The organism is Methylobacterium sp. P5_C11, from assembly GCF_054049775.1.
Window position 1 is genome coordinate 12411 of record NZ_JBFULS010000005.1, and the last position, 23144, is coordinate 35554.

Annotated in this window: 18 protein-coding genes and 4 pseudogenes; 14 read left to right on the forward strand and 8 right to left on the reverse strand. The window is 64.7% G+C overall.

Annotated features, from left to right (window positions below):
• Nucleotides 1–109: 109 nt before the first annotated feature.
• The gene (locus tag ACXJKQ_RS04565) at nucleotides 110–994 is read left to right on the forward strand and encodes a LysR substrate-binding domain-containing protein (protein ID WP_457104589.1); all 885 of its coding nucleotides are present in this window, start codon (nucleotides 110–112) and stop codon (nucleotides 992–994) included.
• 278 nt (nucleotides 995–1272) lie between these two features.
• Here the strand turns inward: ACXJKQ_RS04565 and ACXJKQ_RS04570 are convergent, their stop codons facing one another.
• From ACXJKQ_RS04570 to ACXJKQ_RS04585, 4 genes are all read right to left on the reverse strand, one after another.
• Nucleotides 1273–3228: a PAS domain S-box protein gene (locus ACXJKQ_RS04570; RefSeq protein ID WP_457104590.1), complete on the reverse strand. Its 1956-nt coding sequence runs from the start codon at nucleotides 3226–3228 to the stop codon at nucleotides 1273–1275.
• The gene (locus ACXJKQ_RS04575) at nucleotides 3221–3502 is read right to left on the reverse strand and encodes a type II toxin-antitoxin system ParD family antitoxin (protein ID WP_457104591.1); all 282 of its coding nucleotides are present in this window, start codon (nucleotides 3500–3502) and stop codon (nucleotides 3221–3223) included. The genes ACXJKQ_RS04570 and ACXJKQ_RS04575 overlap by 8 nt, the downstream gene beginning before the upstream one ends.
• Nucleotides 3503–3886: 384 nt before the next feature.
• Nucleotides 3887–5107 carry an IS91 family transposase gene (locus ACXJKQ_RS04580; RefSeq protein WP_457104592.1) on the reverse strand — a complete coding sequence of 407 codons (1221 nt, stop codon included), beginning with the start codon at nucleotides 5105–5107 and terminating at the stop codon, nucleotides 3887–3889.
• Between the two features lie 4 nt (nucleotides 5108–5111).
• Nucleotides 5112–6020 (reverse strand): tyrosine-type recombinase/integrase, encoded by a 909-nt coding sequence (locus tag ACXJKQ_RS04585; protein ID WP_457104593.1) that lies wholly within the window; start codon nucleotides 6018–6020, stop codon nucleotides 5112–5114.
• A gap of 75 nt (nucleotides 6021–6095) precedes the next feature.
• Between ACXJKQ_RS04585 and ACXJKQ_RS04590 the strand changes: the two genes are divergently transcribed.
• Nucleotides 6096–6326 (forward strand): DUF6429 family protein, encoded by a 231-nt coding sequence (locus tag ACXJKQ_RS04590; protein WP_457104594.1) that lies wholly within the window; start codon nucleotides 6096–6098, stop codon nucleotides 6324–6326.
• Nucleotides 6327–6347: 21 nt separating this feature from the next.
• On the opposite strand, the pseudogene tnpC reads toward ACXJKQ_RS04590, so the two are convergent.
• Nucleotides 6348–7604 (reverse strand): annotated as a pseudogene (gene tnpC / locus ACXJKQ_RS04595) (IS66 family transposase); the annotation flags it as partial.
• 11 nt (nucleotides 7605–7615) lie between these two features.
• Here tnpC and ACXJKQ_RS04600 point away from each other — a divergent pair.
• Nucleotides 7616–7909: pseudogene (locus tag ACXJKQ_RS04600) on the forward strand (transposase); the annotation flags it as partial.
• A 271-nt stretch (nucleotides 7910–8180) separates the two neighbouring features.
• Here ACXJKQ_RS04600 and ACXJKQ_RS04605 read toward each other — a convergent pair.
• A complete protein-coding gene (locus ACXJKQ_RS04605) occupies nucleotides 8181–9200 on the reverse strand; it encodes an IS110 family RNA-guided transposase (protein ID WP_457104701.1) in 1020 nt (339 codons plus the stop codon).
• 91 nt (nucleotides 9201–9291) lie between these two features.
• Here ACXJKQ_RS04605 and ACXJKQ_RS04610 point away from each other — a divergent pair.
• From ACXJKQ_RS04610 to ACXJKQ_RS04620, 3 genes and pseudogenes are all read left to right on the forward strand, one after another.
• Nucleotides 9292–10182, forward strand: a pseudogene (locus tag ACXJKQ_RS04610) (IS3 family transposase); the annotation flags it as partial.
• A 627-nt stretch (nucleotides 10183–10809) separates the two neighbouring features.
• Nucleotides 10810–11121: a hypothetical protein gene (locus ACXJKQ_RS04615; RefSeq protein ID WP_210028610.1), complete on the forward strand. Its 312-nt coding sequence runs from the start codon at nucleotides 10810–10812 to the stop codon at nucleotides 11119–11121.
• A gap of 1275 nt (nucleotides 11122–12396) precedes the next feature.
• The gene (locus tag ACXJKQ_RS04620) at nucleotides 12397–12918 is read left to right on the forward strand and encodes an N-acetyltransferase family protein (RefSeq protein WP_457104595.1); all 522 of its coding nucleotides are present in this window, start codon (nucleotides 12397–12399) and stop codon (nucleotides 12916–12918) included.
• 282 nt (nucleotides 12919–13200) lie between these two features.
• Here the strand turns inward: ACXJKQ_RS04620 and ACXJKQ_RS04625 are convergent, their stop codons facing one another.
• Entirely contained in the window at nucleotides 13201–13839 is a 639-nt protein-coding gene (locus ACXJKQ_RS04625; protein WP_457104596.1) for a L,D-transpeptidase, read from the reverse strand.
• A gap of 1070 nt (nucleotides 13840–14909) precedes the next feature.
• Between ACXJKQ_RS04625 and ACXJKQ_RS04630 the strand changes: the two genes are divergently transcribed.
• The 5 genes from ACXJKQ_RS04630 (at nucleotide 14910) to ACXJKQ_RS04650 (ending at nucleotide 19909) form a co-directional block, all read left to right on the forward strand.
• Nucleotides 14910–15746 carry an outer membrane protein gene (locus tag ACXJKQ_RS04630; protein WP_457104702.1) on the forward strand — a complete coding sequence of 279 codons (837 nt, stop codon included), beginning with the start codon at nucleotides 14910–14912 and terminating at the stop codon, nucleotides 15744–15746.
• Between the two features lie 334 nt (nucleotides 15747–16080).
• On the forward strand, nucleotides 16081–16218 hold the full coding sequence (locus ACXJKQ_RS04635; RefSeq protein WP_210028614.1) for a hypothetical protein: 138 nt from the start codon (nucleotides 16081–16083) through the stop codon (nucleotides 16216–16218).
• A 103-nt stretch (nucleotides 16219–16321) separates the two neighbouring features.
• Nucleotides 16322–17283 (forward strand): IS630 family transposase gene (locus ACXJKQ_RS04640; RefSeq protein ID WP_457104597.1). Its coding sequence is split into 2 segments (ribosomal slippage): nucleotides 16322–16658 and nucleotides 16658–17283, totalling 963 coding nucleotides; the frame shifts between segments, so codons are not numbered across the junction.
• Nucleotides 17284–18244: 961 nt separating this feature from the next.
• Nucleotides 18245–19309 carry an AraC family transcriptional regulator gene (locus ACXJKQ_RS04645; protein ID WP_457104598.1) on the forward strand — a complete coding sequence of 355 codons (1065 nt, stop codon included), beginning with the start codon at nucleotides 18245–18247 and terminating at the stop codon, nucleotides 19307–19309.
• Nucleotides 19310–19564: 255 nt separating this feature from the next.
• Entirely contained in the window at nucleotides 19565–19909 is a 345-nt protein-coding gene (locus ACXJKQ_RS04650; protein ID WP_457104599.1) for a hypothetical protein, read from the forward strand.
• A 72-nt stretch (nucleotides 19910–19981) separates the two neighbouring features.
• On the opposite strand, the pseudogene ACXJKQ_RS04655 reads toward ACXJKQ_RS04650, so the two are convergent.
• Nucleotides 19982–20167, reverse strand: a pseudogene (locus ACXJKQ_RS04655) (IS630 family transposase); the annotation flags it as partial.
• A 500-nt stretch (nucleotides 20168–20667) separates the two neighbouring features.
• On the opposite strand from ACXJKQ_RS04655, the gene ACXJKQ_RS04660 reads away from it, so the two are divergent.
• The 3 genes from ACXJKQ_RS04660 (at nucleotide 20668) to ACXJKQ_RS04670 (ending at nucleotide 23003) form a co-directional block, all read left to right on the forward strand.
• On the forward strand, nucleotides 20668–21099 hold the full coding sequence (locus ACXJKQ_RS04660) for a hypothetical protein (RefSeq protein WP_457104703.1): 432 nt from the start codon (nucleotides 20668–20670) through the stop codon (nucleotides 21097–21099).
• Between the two features lie 130 nt (nucleotides 21100–21229).
• Nucleotides 21230–21733, forward strand: a complete 504-nt coding sequence (locus ACXJKQ_RS04665; protein ID WP_457104600.1) for a hypothetical protein — start codon at nucleotides 21230–21232, stop codon at nucleotides 21731–21733.
• 898 nt (nucleotides 21734–22631) lie between these two features.
• Nucleotides 22632–23003: a hypothetical protein gene (locus ACXJKQ_RS04670; RefSeq protein ID WP_457104601.1), complete on the forward strand. Its 372-nt coding sequence runs from the start codon at nucleotides 22632–22634 to the stop codon at nucleotides 23001–23003.
• The last annotated feature ends 141 nt before the right edge of the window (nucleotides 23004–23144 follow it).

Below are 23144 nucleotides of genomic sequence, written 5' to 3' on the forward strand. Positions count from 1 at the left end.
CGGTGCCATTCCCGTGGATCGGGGATGAGGTGGTATCTCGAACCTAAAGCTGGGCGACTGCTGCGATAACCTGCTAGTTTCTGCGCGCGGTGATGAATGAGACAGAACAATGCGTGCGGCCGACCTCGGTGAGATGTCGACCTTCCTAGCGGTCGCCAAGCATCGCAGCTTCCGGAAGGCCGCGACGGAGCGCGGCGTCGCGTCCTCAGCGGTCAGCCATGCCATCCGCAGCCTTGAGGAGCGCATCGGGGTTCGGTTGCTCCAGCGCACGACCCGGTCCGTTGCCCTGACCGATGCGGGCGAACGCTTCCTCGCCGAGCTTTCACCCGCCTTCGAGCAGATCGCGAGGGCCCAGGAGAGCCTGAACACCTTCCGGGAGACGCCGTTCGGCACCGTAAGGATCAACCTGCCGACCTCGATTGCCCCTTTCCTGCTGCGCGACGTCATGGTCCCGCTGATCGAGGAGAACCCGGGCCTGAAGCTCGACGTCGTGGCAACCGACCGCTTGGTCGACATCGTCGAGGAAGGTTTTGACGCCGGTGTCCGATTTGGCGAGGTTCTATCCCGGGACATGGTTGCCGTCCGGATCGGGCCGGTGCAGCGTCTCGTCGTGGTGGGCTCGCCGGAATACCTGAGCAAGAACCCGCGTCCGGAGCACCCGCGCGATCTCGCTCGGCACACCGGAATCCGGTACCGCTTCCCCAGCGGCAAGATGTTCAACTGGCGGTTCGAGCGGGGGGGCGAGGCCATAGAGGTCGAGGTCGACGGCCCGATCGCCCTCGACGATCAGTCCCTGATGATCGAGGTGGCCGCCAAAGGAGGCGGCCTCGCCTACGTCTGGGAGGATCGCGCCAGACCGTACCTTGATGCCGGGACGCTGGTCCTGTGCCTGGAGGAGTGGTGCCCCGTGAAGGGCGACCTGTTCCTCTACTATCCGAGCCGGCGGCATGTCTCCGGAGGTCTCAGGGTCCTGGTTAATCGCATGAGGATCTGATGCTGAGGACGGAATGAACTGAGGAGGCCGGGGATGCGTGAGATGGTGGCCTCTTCGGCGAAGAATTTACTGTAAGCAGGCAGGCGGAAATCCACCCGTTCCAACCGAAGAACGGACCGGCGGGTCCCGACCCAACCCAGTCGTCGGGACCGCCGTCAGCGCTTCTCGGAAGCGGCCGTTAGTCAGTCGTCCGGCAGCTTCGGCTCGGGGTGGCAACCGGACCCTGGCCTTTCACCCCAAAGCGGACGTTCCACCTCTCAACCAAAGCAGGCGCAGGTCTAGGAGTGCCGCGCTCGCTCTCTGCTGCCCTCGATCATCGAACGGATCCGCGCTGCCATCGTGTCGATGGCGAACGGTTTGGTCAGCACTGCCATACCGGGCTTGAGTTGCCCGTTACCAAGAATGGCGTTCTCCGCGTAGCCGGTGATGAACAGCACCTTGAGGTCAGGGCGACCGACCCGTGCGGCGTCCGCCATCTGCCGCCCGTTCATGCCGCCCGGCAGACCTACGTCCGTGATCAGCAGGTCGATGCGCGCATCCGATTGCAGGACCTTGAGCCCCGCAGCGCTGTCGCCCGCTTCGATCGACGTGTAGCCCAGGTCTTCCAGGATGTCGGCGACCAGCATGCGCACGGTCGGCTCGTCGTCTACAATGAGGACCGTCTCGCCCTGTTCGGAGCGTGGCAGGTCGGACGCCCCCATCGAGGCGTCATCGTCCTCGACCTCGCCGTAGTGGCGCGGCAGGTAGATGCACACCGTCGTGCCCTGTCCGATCTCCGAGTAGATGCGTACCTGCCCGCCCGACTGCTGGGCAAAGCCGTAGATCATTGAAAGGCCAAGACCAGTGCCCTCACCGATCGGTTTGGTGGTGAAGAACGGCTCGAAGGCCCGCGCGATCACCTCAGGCGACATTCCGACACCCGTGTCGGTCACACACAGCGATAGGTACTGACCCTCGGGGATGGCCTGCTTGGTGGCTGCCCGCTCATCGAGCCACTTGTTGGCGGTCTCGATGGTGATGCGACCGCCGTCTGGCATGGCGTCGCGCGCGTTGATGCAGAGGTTCAGGAGCGCGTTCTCAAGCTGCGAAGGATCAACCAGAGCGGGCCAGAGGCCGGACGCGCCGACGACCTCAATCGGGATGTTCGGGCCAACCGTGCGCTGGATTAGCTCCTGCATGCCGGTCGCGAGGCGGCTCACATTGGTTGGCTTGGGATCGAGCGTCTGGCGGCGCGAGAACGCGAGCAGGCGGTGCGTCAGAGCCGCCGCGCGCTTCGCTGCCCCCTGGGCCGCCGTCATGTAGCGGTCCACGTCAGTGAGGCGGCCCTGCTGCATGCGGGTCTGCATCAATTCCAGCGAACCGGAGATGCCCGCCAGCAGGTTGTTGAAGTCGTGGGCCAGCCCTCCGGTGAGTTGCCCAACGGCTTCCATCTTCTGAGCTTGGCGAAGGGCATCCTCGGTTCTGCGGAGGGCCTCGGCCTGCTCCTTCTCGGCTGTGATGTGCCGTCCGCTCGCGTAGATCAGTTCCTCCTCGGGAGCGGCGACCCATGAGATCCAGCGGAAGCCCCCATCCTTGTGGCGGTAGCGGTTMTCAACGACCGGCAGGTTCTCGACGCGCGCATGCTGAAGCGCGCGGTCGGTCAACGCCTCATCGTCCGGGATCACAAAATCGAACACCGGCCTGCCGATCACATCCTCAGGTGTCCAGCCGAGGATCGCGGTGAAAGCCGGGTTGATGGCTTTGAACACACCGATACCATCGATGATGACCTGGATGTCCTGCGAGTTGCGCCAAAGGCGGTCACGCTCCTGGGTGAGCTTAGCGAGTTCCCTGGCCTGCGCTCGCTCCTCGGAGACATCCCGGGCACTGCAGTAAAATAGACCGCCCTCGGGCACAGCGACCCACGTCAGATCGCGGTAGTCACCAACTTTGGTTCGATAGCGGTTCTCGAAGCGTAGGACCGGCTCACCTGCGAGCAGCCGTTCGAAAGCGGCTTGTGTTTTGGGCAGGTCATCGGGATGGATGAGATCCAAGAACGAAATCTCGGCCGTTTCCGCCTGGGACCATCCGAGCACGGCCTCCCAAGCCGGGTTCACCTGGAAGAACACGCCCGCGGCATTGGCGACGACGAGGAGGTCCGTGGTGACCTGCCATGTCCGACTGGACCAGTTCGGCGCATCAATGGACACGCCCCCCTCTTCTCGGTTGCCGAGCGCGTGATCGCGGTCAGGCACGCGGGGCTGCCTTCACGACCTCAACGACCTCTGAGCGCAGGGCTGGGATATCGTTCGCCTCCTCCCGTGACAGCAGGCGAAGCGCAGCCCGCACGACCTCACTTGCGCTCGCGTAGCGACCCGAGTTCAGACAGGCGCGCACAAGCGCGTCCTGCTCTGCGGTGATGGATACAGTGAGGGTTCGCCGCGTGGTCATGGTTGAGCCGTGCGCTGTATGAAGATTGCTTACAAGCGCTCTGATGCCACACCGGCAGCGATCCCGTGTACGCGCCATGCTTCAAGGTTTCTGGCGCTGAAGCAGACCTCCCCAGGGTCGGCTGTGGGTCGAGAGCAGGCTCATCGACGATGTCCGCTTGCATCCTGAAGAGTTTCGGGCGCCGTGAGGCGTACGAAAGTCGTGGATGAACGAACCCGCGGGATGGCAGGCTGGCCTATGGGGATTTGGGGTGAGCGTCACCCCCAATGGCGGAGCGACGGCCGGCAAACCTCGCCGGTGGCGTGCCTGGGAGTTCCCGGACTGGCGCGGTCCCAGCGCTTGGCGATGCGAACCGGAGTTCGGCCACTGCGGGTGCGCGGCTCATCCTGACGTTCGGCACAGGGTGAGGCATGCCCCGGGGCGCGGTTCCTCGGGTGGCTGGCGGCGTCAGGCCATGCCGGGTCATGGCGAACCTGCCCGGTGCGACGTGGAGCGGAACGGCGGCCCACGGGGCTGATGCCAGCCCGCGAAGGACCCAACGATCGTCATGGGACCGCCGCAGCAGGGGCAAGGCGGCCGGGCCGGGCCTGGGCTGTCCTGCGGATCGGGTGCGTCGGCGGTGGGGCGAGGCGCGGCCGGGACGCCGAGGATCGCGCGGATGTGGTCCAGGCCGACCACCCGGTTCGAGCCTGTGAGAAGGCCGTAGTGCCGGATGCGGTGGAAGCCGCGCGGCAGGACGTGAAGCAGGAAGCGCCGGATGAACTCGGTGGCCGACAGGGTCATGATCCGCGGCCGTCCGGCCTCATCGCGCCGGTAGTCCTTGACGCGGAAGCTGACGCTGGCCCCGTCGAAGGCGAGGATGCGTCGGCTGGAGATGGCGACGCGGTGGGTGTAGCGCGCCAGATAGGCGAGCACGGCCTTCGGTCCGGCAAACGGCGGCTTGGCGTAGACCACCCAGCGCTTCCGCTGCACCGGGGCGAGCGCGCGGGCGAAGGCCCTGGGATCCGAGAGTGGGGCCAGGGGGCCGAAGAAGGCGAGCGCCCCGGCCGCGTGGAGGGCGGCGAGCCCTTCGAGGAACAGGCGGCGGAACAGCAGGCCCAGCACCCGCACCGGCAGGAGGAAGCCGGGGCGCGCGGCGATCCAGCGGGTCCCGTCCGGGGAGAGGCCGCCGCCGGGGACGATCATGTGGACATGGGGATGGTGGGTCATGGCCGAACCCCAGGTGTGGAGCACGGCGGTCAGCCCGATGCGGGCCCCGAGGTGCTTCGGGTCGGCGGCGATCCGCATCATGGTGGTGCTCGCCGCCCGGAACAGCAGGTCGTAGACGGCGGCCTTGTTGTGGAAGGCGATGGCGGCGATCTCGGCCGGCAAGGTGAAGACGACGTGGAAGTAGCCGACCGGCAGGAGGTCGGCCTCGCGCGCGGCGAGCCAGTCGCGGGCGGCCGCGCCCTGGCACCGGGGGCAATGCCGGTTGCGACAGGAGTTGTAGGCGACGCGCAGGTGGCCGCATGCGTCGCAGCCCTCGACATGGCCGCCGAGGCTGGCGGTGCGGCAGCGCTCGATCGCCGCCATCACCTTCAGCGTATCCAGGCTCAGATGCCCGGCCTGCTCAGCGCGATAGGCCGGACCGGCGACCCGGAAGACGTCGGCCAGCTCGATGGTGGCGGCCGTCGTGGCGGGCATCGCCTCAGCCCGGCGCGGGCCCCTGTCTGTGGAACAGGGCGAGCCTGTCGAGCGGGCTGGTCACGGCCCGCACCGTGCGGGTTGCGACCTTGGCGTAGAGGGCGGTCGTGTCGAGCCGGCTGTGTCCAAGCAGGACCTGGATGACGCGGATATCGACGCCGTCTTCCAGGAGATGGGTGGCGAAGGAATGACGCAGCGTATGGGGACCGACGCGCTTGGAGATCCCGGCCGAGCGCGCCGCCTCGACGACGATGCGGTGAAGCTGGCGCGTGCTGATCGGCCGTGCCCAGTCCTGCCCGGGGAACAGCCAGCCCTGGCGCTGCAGGACACCCTGCCGGTGGCCCTCGCTCCACCAGCGCCGCAGCAGGTCCAGGAGATCGGCCGACAGCATGGCGTTGCGGTCGCGCCCGCCCTTGCCGCGCTCGATCCGCAGCATCATGCGGGTCGAGTCGATATCGCCGATCCGAAGCGCGGCGACTTCGGCCACGCGCAGCCCCGCGCCGTAGGCGAGGGACAGGGCGGCAAGATGCTTCAGGCAGACCGTGGCATCGAGCAGACGCCCGACCTCGCCGGCGCTCAGCACGTCGGGCAGGGTGCGCGGATGGTTGAGGCGGACCAGCCTGCGGGCGAGGTCGGGGCGGTCGAGCGTCTGGACGAAGAAGAAGCGCAGGGCGGAGACGCTGGCGTTCATGGTCGGCACGCCGAGGCCGACCTCCTGCTGGGCGATCTGGAAGCGGCGCAGGTCGTCTCCGGTCGCGGTATCGGGCGATCGGCGCAGGAAGGCGGCCAGCCGCCCGACGTCGCGGATGTAATTGCGCTGCGTCGCTCGGGAGAACCGGCGCAGGGTCATGTCGTCGATCAGGCGCTGGCGCAACGAGCCGCCGGCAGCGGCGGGAACGGCCAGAATGGTCATGGAACGGCTCCGCTCGAAGGTAACCGATCGGCTGGCATCACGCCCGGTTTGAGCGCGGCGTGCTAATCTGCTCAGATGGCGGTCGACGAGGAGCGCATCGACGAGGCGGTACTCGCTCTTCTGTGGCTGACGCTCCACGACGGGCGTCGGGCCTGGAAGGGTTTTGATTGGGCTGCGCTTGGCCGTCTCCATGCCAAGGGGCTCATCGCCGATCCGGTCGGACGCGCCAAGTCGGTGGTGCTGACCGACGAGGGATTGCGCCAGTCCGAGGCGCTGTTCCGGACCCTGTTCACACGGCCCGACTGACGCGCCAGAGCCGGAGCGCTCTCAGGCGACCGCTTGGAGCGTGGGTGTGCTCGGGTAGGCCCAGGGCAGAAGCTCGTCGAGGCGTCGCTGCGGATGCCCCTCGACGATGCGGGTGATGACGTCAGTGAGGTAGGCCTGCGGCTCGACGCCGATGAGCTTACAGGTCTCGACCAACGAGGCGATCGCCGCCCAGTGCTCGCCGCCGCCGTCCGAACCAGCAAACAAGGCATTCTTCCGATTCAAAGCCAGCGGCCGGATCGCGCGCTCGACGGTGTTGGAGTCGATCTCCACGCGCCCATCATCGAGGAACAGGTTGAGCCCCGCCCAGCGGCTCAGGGCGTAGCGGATCGCCTCCGCCAGGTTGCTCTTGCGGCTCAGGAGGCTGAGCTTCTCCCGCAGCCACGGCTCTAGCGCCTCGATCACCGGCCGGCTTCGCTCGTGACGGGCCGCCCGTCGCTCCTCGGCCGAGCGCCCGCGGATCTCGGCCTCGATCCGGTAGAGCGCGGCGATGCGCGACAGCGTCTCCGTCGCAATCGGCGAGGCCGCGGCGAGGTCATAGAATTGCCGACGCACATGGCTCCAGCAGTGGGCCAGCCGCACTGCGCCACCCTTGGCCAAGCTCTCGTAGGCCGCATAGCCGTCGACCTGCAGCACGCCTGCAAACCCGGAGAGATGCGCGATCGGTCGTCCGGCCGTGCGGTCGGGCGCGTACACGTAGGCGACGCCGGGCGGATCCGTCCCACCCCAGGGCCGGTCGTCGCGCGCATACGCCCAAAGCTGGCCGGTCTTGGTGCGGCCGCGGCCCGGATCGAGCACCGGTGCCGTGGTCTCGTCGGCAAACAGCTTGCCCGAGCGCTTGAGCGTCTCCAAGAGCCGCTCGTGCACGGGCCGGAGCAGGAAGGCGGCGCGCCCGACCCAGTCGGCCAGCGTCGAGCGGTCGAGGCTGACGCCCTGGCGGGCGAAGATCTGCGCCTGTCGATACAGCGGCAGGTGGTCGGCGTATTTGGAGACGAGCACCTGCGCGACGAGAGCGTCGGTGGGTAGGCCGCCCTCGTTCAGCCGCGCCGGCGCGGGTGCCTGCACGATCGCGTCCCCGCAGGCGCGGCAAGCGTAGCGCGGGCGGCGGATCACCAGCACCCGTACTTTAGCCGGCACCACGTCGAGACGCTCAGAGACGTCCTCGCCGATCCGGTGCAGGGCACCCGCGCAGCACGGGCAAGCGGTGCTTGATCCTCCCTCGGTTTCACGGACACCTCTGGTACGCTCATGCTGAGCGGGGAAGGTGTCGGATGGCGAAGACGAGACGAGAGTTCACACCCGAGTTCAAACGCGAAGCGGTCGCCTTGCTGGAGAGCAGCGGCCGGCCGCAGATGCAGGTCGCGGCCGAGCTCGGGATCCAGCCCTCGATGTTGCGGCAGTGGCGCGCCATGCTGAACGGGGCCTCACCCCCGCCGCGGCCGGCAGGATCGACGGGCGCCTCGCCACCAAGCCCGGTCGCATCGCCGTCCGATCAGGCCGCCGAGATCGCTCGGCTGCGACGTGAGCTCGACCGCACGCGCATGGAGCGCGACGTGCTAAAAAAACGTATGGCCCGCCCCGTCTGCAAGGTGGTCGGTGAAGGTGCCCGTGTCCGGTCTGCACAAACGTATCCGGCATGTCGGCGCAGTGGCCGCCGCCAAGATGGAGAGCCGCACGCCCCGGGCCTCATAAGCACGTCGGCCTCGAAGAGCCGCTTTTTTTGCCAGGCTTCCGGAACGCCGCTCGACCGTCAGGCCATCTTCACTGTCCTCCCGCAGACCTCATGGACCCGCGCCGGCCTCTCGTAGTCCGGTCAGGGTCGACGTTTGCGATGTCTCAGGCGTGAGCCGGCTCCGGCTGCCGCTCGAAGCTCACGCCCTTCCGCAGCGTTGCCCAGGCGATCCGAGCGAGCTTGGCGGCGAGCGCGACGACCACGGCGTTGTAGTGCGCCCGCGCCAGCAGACCGCGCAGCCATTGGCCGGTCGCGCCCTCAGCTTTAGCCATCGAGGGCAGCGCCGCTCTCGCCCCGTGGATGAAGAGCCCGCGCAGGTAGGAGTTCCCCCGCTTGCTGATGCCGAGCAGCTTCGGCTTGCCGCCCGTCGTGTGCTGGCGTGGTACGAGGCCGAGCCAAGCCGCGAGATCGCGGGCACGCGTGAAGGTGCTGCCGTCATCGACGGCAGCACGCAGAGCCGTGGCCGTCATCGTTCCGATGCCCGGGATCGACACCARGCGGCGCGCCGCCTCGTCGGCACGAGCATGCTCGACGAACTCGYGATCGAGCGCCGCTATGCGGCGATCGAGGTCCGTCCACTCGKCGCGGACCTCTYCGATGAGGGATCGGATGCGTGGTCCGATCTGCGCCTCAGGGTCCTGCATCAGAGCKCCGATTGCCATCTCGAACTTGCGCCGGCCCTGCGGGAAGGTGAGACCWCGCTCCAGCAGGATCGCGCGGAGCTGGTTCATGAGCATGGTGCGCATKCYGACCAGCCGCGACCGRACCCGRTGCAGGCTCTGCATRTCGAGCTGYTCCTGYKCCTTSAGGGGCACGAAGCGCATGGTCGGGCGTGTGGCTGCCTCKGCGATSGCCTCGGCATCACGRTCGTCGTTCTTCTGCGCTTTGACGTAGGGYCGAACATACTCCGGCGACATCAGACGGACGGTGTGCCCCTGCGCTACGAGCAACTGGCCGAGATGATGGGCGCCGCAGCAGGCCTCCATCGCGACCACACAAGCCGGTAGCTTGGCCGTCAGTCCGACGACCGTCTCACGCCGCGCGCGGCGGCGCAGGACGACAACTCCAGCCGCATCGAAACCGACAAGGCTGCAGCTGTTCTTGCCGAGGTCGATACCCAGCACGGCGATCGAGCTCTTTGCCATTCCAGATCCCTCCACGTGTCCGTGGCAGGAGAATGCCACGATGGTTCAGTGAGGGGCGGGCCATCCCATAAGCCATCGGCATCTTCGCGGAGATGCCCAAGTGACCTTTGCCTTCATCGAGCAGCATGCACGCACGTGGCCGGTGCGTCTCATGTGCCGCGTGCTCGGAGTGTCACCCAGTGGCTTCTACGGCTGGCGGTCACGGCCCGAGAGCGCCCGCTCGGCCTCCAACCGCCAGCTCCTGGACGACGTCCAGCGCATCCATGCCGCCCATCATCGGCGCTACGGTGCCCCGCGCGTGCATGCCGTCCTGCGGGCCGAGGGCCGGTCTGTCAGCCGCGGGCGGGTGGAGCGCCTGATGCGCCAGCACGGCATCCGCGCCCTGGCGGGGCGTCGGTTCCGGCCGTGCACGACCGACAGCCGCCACGATCTCCCGATTGCCCCAAACCTCCTGAAGCAGGATTTCTCGGCCGCGCGGCCCGGCACGGTCTGGCTGGCCGACATCACCTACCTGCCGAGCGGCGAGGGCTGGCTGTACCTGGCCGCCGTCCTCGATCTGGCCACGCGCAAGATCGTCGGCTGGTCGATGCGCGATCACATGCGGGCCGAGCTGAGCGTGGCTGCGCTGATGATGGCCGCCCAGCGGCAGCGACCGGCCGCAGGGCTCATCTGCCACTCGGATCGCGGCAGCCAGTACGCAGCCGAGACCTACCGCAAGCAGCTCGCCAGCATGGGGGCGAGGCCGTCGATGAGCCGGACAGGATGCTGCTACGACAATGCCCCAATGGAGAGCTTCTTCCACACTCTCAAGGTCGAGCTCGTTCATCAGCGGCGATGGGCAACCCGAGATGAGGCGCGACGCGACCTGTTCGCTTACATCGAGGGCTACTACAATCGGCAACGCATCCATTCGGCGCTCGGCTATCTCACGCCCGAGCAGGCCGAGCAAAACGCGAGCTAAACTCCCCGTGTCCGCGAAATCAGGGGAGGATCAAAAGGAGCTCGACGCGCGACAAAAGGCGATGGACGCGCGGACGAAGAGGACGATCGGCAGCATCTGCAGGGGATGCTGAGCGACTCATGCTGTTCTCGAGGTGCCGAACCTGCGGCAGCTGGATCGATACAAACGCGCGGATCTGCACGACATTTGGTGCCCTGATTGGGGTAGATATGCGCTCGAGCGCTTAGCCAGCCTCTGAAGTGCTCAGCTTCAGCGCCGCGCTCGTAGGCGCCTTCGTGGTGTTCCTGGTTCCGAAGTGGCTGGCGGCCCTGCTGTAGCGCCACTGACCTACTCGCTGATTGCTGAATGATTTTCACATCCCGATGTTCGGGTAGGATGCCCTGACCTTCAGGATAGGTCCCGATCAAGTGCCGTCCTGGTGCGCTCGGTCTCGGCATAGAGGCGGGCGAGGGACCGACAGACGCGTATTGCCTCATGCGGGCTACACGGTGGTTTGTGACAAGCCGCTGAGCATGCGGTCCGTGTACGTCGTCGACGAGTGCAAGCCGCTTCAGGAGGCAGCTCCGTGACGGACTGGCTCGCCGGCCAGGGCTACGTGCGGCACCGTGAAGGTCCCGGAGGGGACTGATGCGCCTGACTGTTCCGACGTTGATGTTGTCCCTCGTGGGATCCGCAGCGCACGCGGATCCTGCGAATTCGCCTCAAGATCTCTGTGAGGCTCTGGGCGCCAGTGCGCGGCATGCCAAGGCGGCACCCGAAGCGACAGGATCTGAAATCATCGTCCTTTTCACGCTCAAGCGCGACGGTACTGTTCAAGGCAAGCCGAGGATTACGTACTCACGGCTGATCGGCGACAATGTCGACCAACAGGCATTCATCGCCGCATCGCTTTCGGCATTAGCCAGCTGCTTCCCGCTTCCGATAACTTCGGTTGAGTAGGGTCATAGCCGGTTGACCGATCAGGCTTCGGCTCGTCAGCGGGTCGCGTGGTGCATGAGAGGCTCTAACTACCCGCCTCCTCGAGGAAGCGGCGCCGAAGGTGGAGCGTCCGTGGGAGGAAGCTACAGACCTTGTGCGAGAGCTTCGCGAGCGATGCTGCTAATTAGAGCGTCTCGCTTGGCCTGCCGAATGACGATGCGGGCGGCAGTTCGGGCATTGGCGGCCCGAAACTCGCCTCTCGGCGCTCCGTCGCGCAGCGCACGCCATGCCAGCTTGCGGAACCAGTTCGCATTCGCCACGGCAATGCACCGTCGCTCGGCGTAGCGGTTTCCATTGCTCCGTTCCGGAACAGCCAGCGTTAGCATGGTTTCGACCACCAAGAAGGGACGAGTAGCACCTGTTCGGCACCGAAACAACAAGATACATCGTTTCCAATCGCTCGCAATACTGTTATTCCTGAGATGCCATGAATTTTCGATCGGAGCGCTTTGCGGTCGAAGGGCATTCGAAGCTGCGCAGCCTCGACACCCGCGCACCGGCGGCTATCTTGACGGGATGAGGTGCACCCTGACTGCCTCTGCGTTGCTCTTTGCCGTTGCCTCAGTAGCGCCGGCTGCTCAAGGCGGAGCCATACCGACGCGGCAATGCACTCCGGCCTACGTGGCCAAGTGGTCTGTCGACAAAGAGGCGGCTCTGAGCAACCCGCCGAAGCGGCCATGTTGGATGTGGACAGAAGCAGGCGCGCACGTCTGTTATCAAGGAGGTTGCGTGCAGGCCCACGTGTACCTCAACAGAAGGCAGCCCTGAGTTCTCACGCCGGCCCACAGTTCGCCGCCATTGCGAAAGTGCGCCGACACCGTCACCAACTACACGTTCGCCAGCGCCAGTCTGCGGCCTCGCCACCTCTGCCCAGGCGGCTATCCTGCCGGGATGAGCGGACGCTTATTCGACTGGCGGGGATGGCTTTTCAGAACACCTTGTTAATGCCGCTGAAGCAGCGGACAGCCGTCGCCCGCGTGGCGAGGTGAGTGTATTGTGCGGTTCTTGTAGGAGCCTAACAAAGATACGCTTGATCGGAAGAGACAATACTCAGCGCATCTGAGCTTTCGCGGCAGGTGCACTTTAAAAAGGGGATTGATAAGCTGCGCCTATGAGCTCAGCGCAACCCGCCGCGATAGAGCCGCACGTGATTGAGTGTCCCGCTATTCAGTAGTCGCGGGTCGACAAAAATAATGATGCGTTCTATTTTTCTCGTTTCAGGTCTGCAGGTCGCGCATGGATGATCTTTCGCACTACGTCGCCGTTGAGCGTATGCGAGACAGCCGGCCACTGGAAATCCGCGCGCTGCGGCCGGACGATCGGGAAAGGCTGCTGAGTGCCGTCGAACATACAAGTGCGCAGTCGCTCTACCGCCGCTTCTTCGGCGCGAAGCGCCAATTCACCGACAAGGAGATCGAGTTCTTCCTAGACGTCGACTTCACKAGCCATGTGGCTTTGGTCGCGGTTGCGGAAGAGGCCGGCGAACGCGTGATCGTCGGCGGCGCTCGTTATATCGTGACCCAGTTCGGCCAAGCCGAGATGGCGTTCACTGTGGTAGACCGGTATCAGGGTCAGGGCATCGGTGCCGTGCTGATGCGGCACCTCATTGGTCTCGCCCGGAAGAGCGGGCTGGCCGAACTGACAGCGGAGGTTCTGCCGGACAACGCCCCTATGCTGAAGCTGTTCGAGCGGTGCGGACTACCCCTGAACATGAGGCGCGAGGCCTCGGCCGTCCACGTAGCTCTTCAGCTTACTTGAGCGCGCATCCGCGCATTGCGTCGCTCTCCGCGGAGGGCGGAGGGCGCCAGCGACGATGCACCTGCCCGTAAGTGCCGGATGTGAGCTGTTCTACGCGTCGGCCAAATTACGATTGCTTCAGTTGTTGAACTGGGCAAGCAGCGGTTGCCGTAATTACTGAATCGGCAGATTGAAAGCAGTCACCGCGTAATCTGCTGCGGTAGCCAGGAACGCGGAGGCGAACAGCTCCGTCTCTGAAAACTTGGTAACTGGATCGCCGAAAAGCCGCTGCGGGTGCGCCCACTATTCGAGGCTGACCTCGTCCGCACCGAACTCATAGGGTGCATATGCTGGGTGTCGGTAGGATGGGCCGACCGGAACGCGGGTGTAATAGCCGTGAACGGGTTCCGCCTGCATCTGCAACCCTGCGGGCACAGCACCATAATCATAATGCCGCCGATGTGATACCGTCCTAAAGCCACGTGCTCTATGGCTGACAACCAATGGATCATTACCTCCTATTGTGATTCGTGCGCTTCCTGAGCCCTCAGTTTCGATGATGCTGAATAGTGCTGCAGCATTTGAGGGGGATAAGCGAACACATCCGTGCGACGCCGCCCGGCCGAGCTGTCTGACGTGCCGAGTGCCATGGATCGCATGCCCGACCGACGTGAAGAAGACGGCATGAGGCATCGGTGCATTGTCGTACTTGCGAGAAAAGTACACCTTTTCCAGCCGCAAGGCCCTGAATGATCCGTTTGGGGTTCTGTGTCCCGGTAATCCGGTTGACACTGGCCAGTGATAGAGAGGCTGCCCATCAACGGAGACAGCCATCTGTTGGCTGGTTTGATCGATCCTAATGCGGACCTCGGCCACAGCTGGGAGGGAGAACACCGCCGTCAGCAACGAGCCCGACAATGTAGCGAGCGAACGGGAGCGCATGGTAACCCCTCAGGGGCGAGACGGCGAAGTCTTTAGAAATTACACGGTCGCACGCCTCAGGTTCCGTAATACGTGAAATTGTTTAGCTCGATGGAAGTGACGAGCGATCCAGGCGGGGTGGTCATAGCTGTTCTGGCGGTGCTCAGGTGGTTGATGCCAGCACTGGCGGCGAAGGCGGAACTCGCGTGTAGATAGGAGGGAAACCGGTACCTCTTCCCGGACGGCAGTAACATCCTCAACAAACGAAAGAATGTCAGTTGCAAACGGGCTCAAGATCTGCGGCAATAAGGCCCACGGTTTATTTTTCACTCTGCTTCAAACAGCAAAATGCAATTTCGATTTTTGTGGAGATCCAGCTTAAAATTCGACTCGCGGCCATCACCGTACATTCGGCAACTCTCCCCAGTTTCCACTTTCCAGCGCACCTGCTCCACCAGCGGCAAGCTGCGATGCGCAGCCGGCAGGGCATCCGTGTCGGCACGCTCGCCCTCGGCTGACTTCCGGCAATGAAAGCTTGGGCCGTACCAGGGCGCAATATATGCTCGCCAACGGATGCCGTGCGGTTTCCAGCGCCGTGACGAACACGGCCCGGACGTTAATGTGCACATGACGACCGGAGGCGACGAGCGGGACGTCTTCGAAGATGCCGATCGTGAGGATGCTGGCGTCATTGATATGCGTGACGAGTCGCCCGACGTACTCGACGATCCATGTCGCTGCCGCGTGAACGGCGTCGACATCATCGCCGTATGTCTGTCAGGCGGTCACATGCATGCTGGTGGCGCTCGAAACAGTATCCGCTTCCTGGCATCCGATAATGTACGATCGAACACGGTGCATCTAATCCTCATATGGGCTTCAATGCAGGATACAAAACGCGTTGAGAATGCCGTCATGAATCCAACACAGGCTCGAAACGGACCGAATTGTGATGAGTGTACGGAGACTTGGGCATATTACTGCATTTTGACCTCACTTCCGCCGCTAGTGTGGCCTTGGCGATACAGCTTGGCCGTATGTACGCTGCTACCCTTCCGCTGATTAAGCTTCAATCAGGGGAAAGCACCGTCATGAAGAAACTTCTGGCCGCGTTGTCCACGTTCACAGCCCTCGCCGGCGCCGCTTCGGCTGCCGACCTGCCGCGCCGCGCGGAGCCCCCGCCGGTGTTCACGCCCGTCCCGGTGTTCACCTGGACCGGTGGGTACTTCGGTTTCAACGCTGGCTATGCGTTTGACGCCAGCAGCCGCAGCACCGGCTCGGCCTTCGCGGTGCCGGTGCCCTTCGCGACCCCCGGAACTACGGCCGTCTTCCGCAACAGCAGCCAAGACGGCTTCTCGGGCGGTGGCCAGATCGGCTACAATTACCAGTTCAACCCTGGTCGGGGTGTGGTGATCGGCTTCGAGGCCGACGCTCAGTATCTCGGCTTCGGCAGCAACCGGAATAACGCCGTGATCGTCGGCGGCGCGCTGGCGCCGGGCTTCTTAGTCACTGACCCGCGCGGTCTCTCCAGCCTCGACTTCTTCGGCACGGTCCGCGGCCGTCTCGGCTACGCCTTCGACCGCACTCTCGTGTATGGCACCGGCGGCTTCGCCTACGGCTCGGGTAGCGCGAGCCGGAACTTCGGCGGGTTTGCTGGCAACGACAGCTTCCGCACCGGCTGGACCGCAGGCGGCGGCATCGAGTTCGCGCTGGCCAACGACGCGTTCCTGAACTTCTTCCGCTCCTCGGCTGTAACGGTGAAGATCGAGGGCTTGTACGTGAACCTGGATCGCGGCACTCGCAACCAGGGTGCGTTCGTGATCGACACCGTCAACAACGTCCCGGCCGTCTTCAACCCCGTCGGACGCCGCTCCGACGAGTTCGCCGTCGTCCGCGCCGGCCTGAACTACAAATTCGGTTCGTACTAAAGTCGAGCCAAGCCGGACCGCTCCCGACATTGCGTCGGGGTGTGGGCGGCGGGCGGCGAGGGACTGGTCCTCTTCATCGCCTCCTGCCGCGTAAGATGCCACAATTCGGTTGACCGTTGCATCCCCAGCCCGATCAACCTGGCCGCAAGGTCGGCAGCGCCTCAGGAGCACCCGCTTCTGGGGCGTTTGTCGTTCTGCAAAAGCCTGAGTCATTCACCGTACATTAGCGCGTGGCCGTCGAACGACGTATCAGACATCCTTTGCTGCGCCTCCGCGGTGCCCGCAATCGCCGCTTCACATCGAGCTGCGCCAGCAACTTGCCCAAGCGCAGGAGATGCTCATCGAGGCCGCAATTGACGCCGGGCATCTGCAGGCGCGGATCAGAGCACTCCAGGCGGAACTCGTCGAGGTGCGCGCCAACCGGGATGCATGGCCGGCGGAGGCGATGCGGCTGAAAGGTGCCGCGCCATGAACGGCCTGATGGAAAGCCAGTAGCTGCAACGGCTAGAGCGGGGTTCGTCCGATCGGAAGCTGCGCTGGGCGGCTGGGGGTTGGCGGGGCAAGGAGGAGAGACCATGCCGACAACCTTGTCCGTCGATCTGCGCCAGCGCGTGGCGTCCGCGGTTTCGTCCGGGGCGACCTGCCGGCAAGCCGCCGAGCGCTTCGGCGTGAGCCGGGCTAGCGCCAGCCGTTGGTCGCAGCAGAAGCGGCGCGTGGGCCACGTCGCGCCCAAGCCGCTGGGCGGCGACCAGCGCTCCCGCCACATCGAGGCTCATGCCGACCTCATCCGGCAGACCTACCAAGCCCGCCCGCAGGTCCTCCTGCGCGCGTTGCGTGAGGCTCTTCAGGAACGCGGGGTCGCGGTCAGCACCAGCTCTCTGTCGCGCTTCTTCGCCCGGCACCGGATCACGCGCAAAAAGGGGCTCTGCACGCAGCTGAGCAGGAGCGCGAGGACGTAAGAGCGGCGCGTGAGGCTTGGTATGAGGCGCAGCCCGAGCTCGATCCGGACCGTCTCGTGTTCCTGGACGAGACGGCGGCCAACACCAGCATGGTCCGCCGCGATAGTTGGGCTCCGCGCGGCGAGCGCTGCCGGATCGCGGCGCCCGCTGGTCATTGGAAGACCACCACGGTCATCGCCGGGCTGAGGACGAGCGGGCCCGAGGCGGTTGCGCTGCTGGACGGGCCCGTGACGGGCGAGCGCTTCCGAACCTACGTGGCCGAGACGCTGGTCCCGACCCTGAGGCCGGGCGACACGCTCATCCTGGACAACCTCGGCGTCCACAAGGTGGCAGGCGTGCGCGAGGCGATCGAAGCAGCCGGAGCCCGGCTCTTGTACCTCCCGCCGTACTCCCCTGAGTTCAACCCGATCGAACAAGCCTTCGCAAAACTCAAAGCGCTCCTGCGCAGCGCGGCGGCGCGCACGGTCAGCGATCTCTGGGCGGCGATCCACAAAGCCTTCACGCGCTTCTCGCCCGAAGAATGCCGCAACTACTTCACAGCTGCCGGCTACGAGGACGACGCTTGTGCTTCAAACTGATTGGGCCGCGCTCTAGAGCGTGTTATGAACCAGCCAGCGACGAATATTTGCATCAGCTGATGCGCCTCTGACGCAAATTCCCGGTCTGATCTTTGGGGAGCTTGGCGCCCGGGGCTGAATGCTCCGCTCATGAAGAGCAACCATAGCACGGCCGGAACTAGCTACTGCTAGACGCGAGTAAAATCAGTGACTTACTGGGCTGCAGGTTCATAACAGCCTCTAGGGCCCAGGCGGGTCCGGCATGTTGTGCCGATACGACCAGATGAGGCCCCACTTCGCGCTCGTCAGCGTTGCCACGCCCGGCTGGTGTCCCAGGAACCTGCCCGTCAGCTCCGTGGCCTGGGCAATCGCGACCTGCATCGTGGTAGCGTCGAAGATCGCGTTCTCGACGTCCACTCCCCCACGGGGTCGGTGCCGAGCAATCCGTAGCTGGTACTCCGGGGCAGAAGGCATGGAGCTGAAGCCTTCACTCCGCTTTCGGCTTCGGCTTCGGCCGGGGAAGCTCGACGATTTTTCCGGTGAGCGGATTGAGGATGTGCAAAGCGGTACGCCTAACGCAGGAACAGCCGACCTCTACCGGATCACGACGAGATCGAGGCCGCAGGTAGAATTGAGCGTAGATCGTTAAAGATTGGCGCTCCTCACGGCTCTCGCGAATTACATCGCATCGCCGCGGGCTAGTTTCGCTGATTGAACCAGATTGCCCGGGGTCACGTGCTGAAGACAGGCTGATGCCAGGGCGATTTTACGCTGGGGCATGATCTCCTAATCGGGGCAGTATGGCTATTGAATACAATATAAAACTTGTCATTGTGCGCGATCGAATAACTCGCGGCCGCGGAAACGCGGTTTTTGTAACTGTCAGATAAGGTACGAAAGTTGCTTGAAGCCCTTGACCCGTGTCTCATTGCATCAACCTATGTTTTCGAGAGCCGTCTGATTTGGAAACGGGGGCTGCGTCATGGCGAATTCTGTCTGGTCAGGCGCGGGTAGTCGCTCGAATCCGTCTCCCGCAGCCGGAACTTCCAGCTCGCCTGAGACGCCGCTCGTCGGCTTCATCCATCCCCAGGTCGCGCAGGCAGTCTACACCGTCCTCGTCGAACTCGGCGCAAATGCCGACGCCCTCGTGGCCGAGGTCGGCCTCGATCCGGATTACTTGGACGGGGGCAACACCCTGGTCTCCTACGCCGTGTTCGGCCGCCTGATCGCCCTCGGAGCCGAGCGCACCGGCTGTCGCCACCTAAGTCTCCTCATCGGCCAGCGGACGGCCCTGGCCTCGCTCGGGCCAATGGGCCTGCTGATGCGCAACTCGGACACGGTTGGGGACGCCCTGCGCGCTCTCGAAGAGCACGTCGGCAGGCGGAACTGGGGCGCGGTGATCGGGCTCGGCACGTGTGGCGGCGTAGCGGTCCTCAGTCACTCACCCTACCGCCCAGGAGCTGAGGGGGCAGCCCACAATTCTGAGCGGGCGCTTGCCACCATGACCAACCTGCTGCGGGAGCTGTGCGGGCCCGGCTTGGCTCCGTTGGAGGTGTTGCTACCGCGCTCCGCCCCGCGGGACACGCGGCCCTACAGCGCCTTCTTTCGTGCGCCGCTCCGGTTCAACGAGGAGGTGGCCACGCTGGTGTTCCCGGCCGAACTCCTGGAGCAGCCGATCGCGGGCGCGGACCCGGTCGCCTGCCGAGCCCTCAAACGGCAGATCCGCCAAATCGGCGTCGACCAGCCGCATACCCTGACGGACGAGCTGCGCCGCTTCCTTCAGACCAGTGTCACCCAGCTGCGCTGCACAGCCGACCGGGTTGCGCACAGGCAAATGACGAACCGCCGCACCATGGCCCGCCGGTTGCGGGCGGAGGGCACGAGCTTCAAGCAGCTCACCAGTGAGACGCAGTTCCAGGTGGCACAGCGGCTGCTGGTCGACACCGGGTTGAGCGTGACGCAGGTCTCAGAGGCCCTGCACTTCTCCGAACCCGCAGCCTTCACGCATGCGTTCCGGCGCTGGTCGGGCAAGGCCCCGAGCGTCTAGAGGCTGGAGAACCGGTCGACGGACGCTAAAGCACAGCGTGAGGATCCGCGGCCTGAGCCGCGGTGTCGTAAACGGCTGCACTGAAGACTGTGCGGCGAGGCGCCCGGCGACCCTTGGCTGCCAGCTCAGGGGCCCGTGGGAACTCAACAGGTCCGTTGCGGCGTTGATGCCTTGCGACCGCGTAGCTGGCTGACCAAGCACCAGTTGCAGGCCGTCAGATCTATAGTTCTGGCGCTTCCGCTATCCTGGCTGGGCATGAGCGACACCACCGACGATCCCTTCACCCCCGAGCAGCTGACCGAGCTGGTCCTGATGCAAGCGGAGAACTCGGCGCAGATCGCGAAGGACCTCACGGCTATGGCGCATCAGTCGCTGGCGGCCCTGGTGATGAACGCGCTCCTGCTGCACGAGTTGGAGCGCGTCGGCCTGGTGAGCCACGAGGACGTGATCACTGAGGCCATTCGGCGGGCGAAGTCGATCCATCCGCCAGAGCTAGGCGCCGGCGTGGCCCGGGTAATCAAGACCGTCTTCGACGGGGAGGTGCGCGCCGAAGATTTCTCCACCGGCATCGGCGGTAGTCAGACGGACGCAAAACATTGATGCGTCGGCCCGGGTGCTGCTGGGTGCAGGAACGATTGGCGTCTGGCGCCGCAGGGTTAGAGCTGTTGCCGGTCAGGTAGCGGAGGCCAAGTCGTCCTTGTAGCCGGCCGCGGCGAGGTAGTTGCGGCACTGCTGCGGAGTGAAGCACGAGAAGGCCTGCCGGATCGCCGCCCTGAGTTCCGAGATCGTGCAGGCTGCCGCGCTGAGCAACAGCGCCGTGAGCTTGACGAAGGCTCGCTCAATCGGGTTGAAATCAGGGCATCTCAGCCCCGGCCTATTCCAACAACGACCTTCTTTCCACCAGGGCCGGAATTTCTTCGACCAAATTTGGCGAGCTGCTGCGCAGCACAGTGCACTCCTCGATGAGGCACGCTCGTTGCGCGAGATGTCGGGTCTGCGACAAAGCTGTTGTTAGATAGAGACTGCAACGCAAAGGAAAGAAAAGTATCCTCCGTGATGTTGCCCTGGATGTTGCCCGAGGCGCTGCCACCGAGCTTTTCAACTAAATTCTCGGAGAGGAAAGATAAGGCAAAGCTCGTGCGGTGACAGACGAAGCCGGCGCAGATCCGTTCGCGGTACCTGCCCCGCGAGGCCACCAATATCCGGGCACGGCTTTCGATGGATGTCCCCTCGGATCAAGCGACGTCGTCCGGACGGTAATACAGATGAAACGAGGCGTGTTCCGGCGTCTGTCGATCTTACTGAAAGGCATGCCCGTCCGTCTCGGGCTGCATCCACCTGTCACGAAGTCAAAAGCCATGACCCTCGGGATCTTACCTCCCCTTGTTCTTGCCGCTTGCCTGACCTCGCCTGCGCTTGCCCAGTCGGTGATCGACGTGGACCAGCCGGCGGCGCTCATCCACGGCAACTATTGCGGGCTCGGCAACAACGCGCCTCGTCTCCCCATCGACGCGCTCGATGCTGCCTGCGCCCGGCACGACGCCTGCACCCCTGCCGGCGGCCTCCCCTTGCGAGCATGCAATCTGAGGTTCCAACGAGAGACGGCGTTTATTTCGCGTGATCGGCGGCAGCCCGACGACGTGCGTGCGTTGGCGGGCTTCATCTCCGCTGGCGCGGCTCTTCTACCCTTCGACCCCGTAGCCCCGGTCGTTGGCGCCAGCGTGCCGGCGGCCGGACGTTATAGCGGGAATCCGCCCGGCCCATACAGGCCTGCCTACTACGCCTACTAGCGCCGTCCCGGAGCTCGCTAGCTGCTAACCAGGATTGAGGTCCAGCATACAGATGATCGCGCACAACAGGTAGGCGATCCGGGATCAAAAACGTAGTACCGTTTTCGTGGCTGGGGACATGGAGAATGCTATGCGCAAATTTGTTTTGGTGTCCCTGGCCGCGCTCGGCATGGGCTCGTTCGTCGCCGCGGATTCCGCTGAGGCCCGCGGTGGCTTCGGTGGCGGCGGCTTCCGAGGCGGCGGTGGCGGCTTCGGAGGTGGTGGTTTCCGCGGCGGCGGCTTTGGTGGCGGCGGATACCGCGGTGGTGGGTTCGGCGGTGGCGGCTGGCGCGGCGGCGTAGGTGGTTATCGAGGCGTGGCTGGTGGCTACCGCGGCGGTTTCTACGGCGGGCGCGGCTTCTACGGCGGGCGCGGCTACGGCTACCGGGGGTACGGGTACGGTGGCCGCGGTTATGGCTACGGCGTCGGTGCAGGTCTTGCCGGTCTCGCGGTCGGCACGGCGGTCGGGGCTGCGGCCAGCAACTACTACGGCGGCTACGGCTACGGCGACTCCTACTATGGCGGCTACGCCCCCGCCGCCTACGGCTACAGCTACCCCACGCAGGGGTACGGCGGCTGCACCTGCGGCTACTAACACCAGTTCATGAACACCGGGTCCACTCCGTACAAGCCTGCCGCAAACGCGTACCCGGTGGTGTTCACCACCAATTAGGCATTCCGACCGAGCTTGCCGCCTTCGTGTCGGATCGGCTTACGATCCACATCGCAGTGTTCTGCGTGTCGTCGGAACCGCGGCCGAGGCGCTTCCTCCGTCCGGATACTCAGGCTTTTCGGCAAGACGCGCGGCCGCTGTGAAGATCGGCTCTCAGCCGCTGGCATTGATCTTCAGGCGGCAAAGACGGCTTATGAGCTGACCGATCAGCCGCATCAGCGAAGAAACTTTACGAGAAGGGCGAGCTTTTCTGGGAAAAGCGCAGATAGATCAAGAGCATGGCGAGTGACGTTGCGTTGAGGCATAGCGCCCAACCGTAACTTGTCATGTGATGTGCGCCAATTGGGTTTCCAACGGTGCCTAAGCCGATGAGAGATCCTAGCACGGCGAGCACAGTGAAGAGGCATGCGAATGCAAGCATAACACCCTCCCTAACACGGATCGATAATAGCCTCAGTTGATCTGAGTAGCTTGCTGATCCGAGAGCATTCTAATCACCGGTCACGCTTACTTGCAATAGGGCTTGCAGCACCGCGAACTGCCGTCGGTAGGCGGGGAGCCGAGAGCGGCAAAGATACCCGCAGGTCACTCCTACCGGGCCGTGGCGGCTGCCGACGGAGCATCTATGGGGGCTGCTATGGTGGGCGTGGTGTCTACGGCTACCGGGGTGGCGTCCACGGGTACCGCGGCGGAGTCTACGGCGGGCGACGCGTCGGCGTCTACAGAGGCGGCTTCCATGGCGGCCGAGGCTTTCGCCGGTAGGTGAGGAAGGGGCAGCACGCCCGGTCCGACTGTCGGACCGACAACCGGATGGGTTGAGGTGACCCGTCGCATCAAGCGACCGATCTGGCGGCACGGCACAATCGCTCAGGCGCTCGCCATGCTGGCGATCCGGGATAGAGCGATGTCTGCCCCTCTAATCATGCCTCTAGCGATGGCGGCTATGTTCACGGCCGGGGCCATCCTGATCCTGCAGCTGGAGCAGCATGCCGAGCACGTCAGAGCCGTGCTCTGGGTCACCTACCTCCTCCTGGCAACATTTAACGCTCTAACTCTGCTCGATCGCCTGGCCAACGACCACCGAAGCCCGCGGGTCGCGACGACCGAAGTGGAGAGCCGGACATTGTCATCGCAGGTACCGGGGTTAGAGCTGATTGAGGCTAACTGGCGACCGCTGAAGGCTAATCAGTGATCCTGATTGACGAATTGGTATTAATATAAGCTGTCTAATAGGCGGAGGCCTAAGCGGTTGCGCGTGCGGATTGTCCAGTCGAATTGAGCTGCGGGCGCGGTTGCCGTGCGCATTGGGGGCGGCCCGCGGGTTCGCATTCGC

Bases quoted from the DNA above. Each gene is read 5' to 3' on its own strand.
- ACXJKQ_RS04615 (WP_210028610.1), top strand. From the start codon at position 10,810: ATGCGCCTGACTGTTCCGACGTTGATGTTGTCCCTCGTGGGATCCGCA.
- ACXJKQ_RS04645 (WP_457104598.1), top strand. From the start codon at position 18,245: ATGGCGAATTCTGTCTGGTCAGGCGCGGGTAGTCGCTCGAATCCGTCT.
- ACXJKQ_RS04630 (WP_457104702.1), top strand. From the start codon at position 14,910: ATGAAGAAACTTCTGGCCGCGTTGTCCACGTTCACAGCCCTCGCCGGC.
- ACXJKQ_RS04580 (WP_457104592.1), bottom strand. From the start codon at position 5,107: ATGCCCGCCACGACGGCCGCCACCATCGAGCTGGCCGACGTCTTCCGG.
- ACXJKQ_RS04625 (WP_457104596.1), bottom strand. From the start codon at position 13,839: ATGCGCTCCCGTTCGCTCGCTACATTGTCGGGCTCGTTGCTGACGGCG.
- ACXJKQ_RS04650 (WP_457104599.1), top strand. From the start codon at position 19,565: ATGAGCGACACCACCGACGATCCCTTCACCCCCGAGCAGCTGACCGAG.
- ACXJKQ_RS04585 (WP_457104593.1), bottom strand. From the start codon at position 6,020: ATGACCATTCTGGCCGTTCCCGCCGCTGCCGGCGGCTCGTTGCGCCAG.
- ACXJKQ_RS04660 (WP_457104703.1), top strand. From the start codon at position 20,668: ATGACCCTCGGGATCTTACCTCCCCTTGTTCTTGCCGCTTGCCTGACC.
- ACXJKQ_RS04575 (WP_457104591.1), bottom strand. From the start codon at position 3,502: ATGGCGCGTACACGGGATCGCTGCCGGTGTGGCATCAGAGCGCTTGTA.
- ACXJKQ_RS04635 (WP_210028614.1), top strand. From the start codon at position 16,081: ATGCTCATCGAGGCCGCAATTGACGCCGGGCATCTGCAGGCGCGGATC.
- ACXJKQ_RS04665 (WP_457104600.1), top strand. From the start codon at position 21,230: ATGCGCAAATTTGTTTTGGTGTCCCTGGCCGCGCTCGGCATGGGCTCG.
- ACXJKQ_RS04565 (WP_457104589.1), top strand. From the start codon at position 110: ATGCGTGCGGCCGACCTCGGTGAGATGTCGACCTTCCTAGCGGTCGCC.
- ACXJKQ_RS04590 (WP_457104594.1), top strand. From the start codon at position 6,096: ATGGCGGTCGACGAGGAGCGCATCGACGAGGCGGTACTCGCTCTTCTG.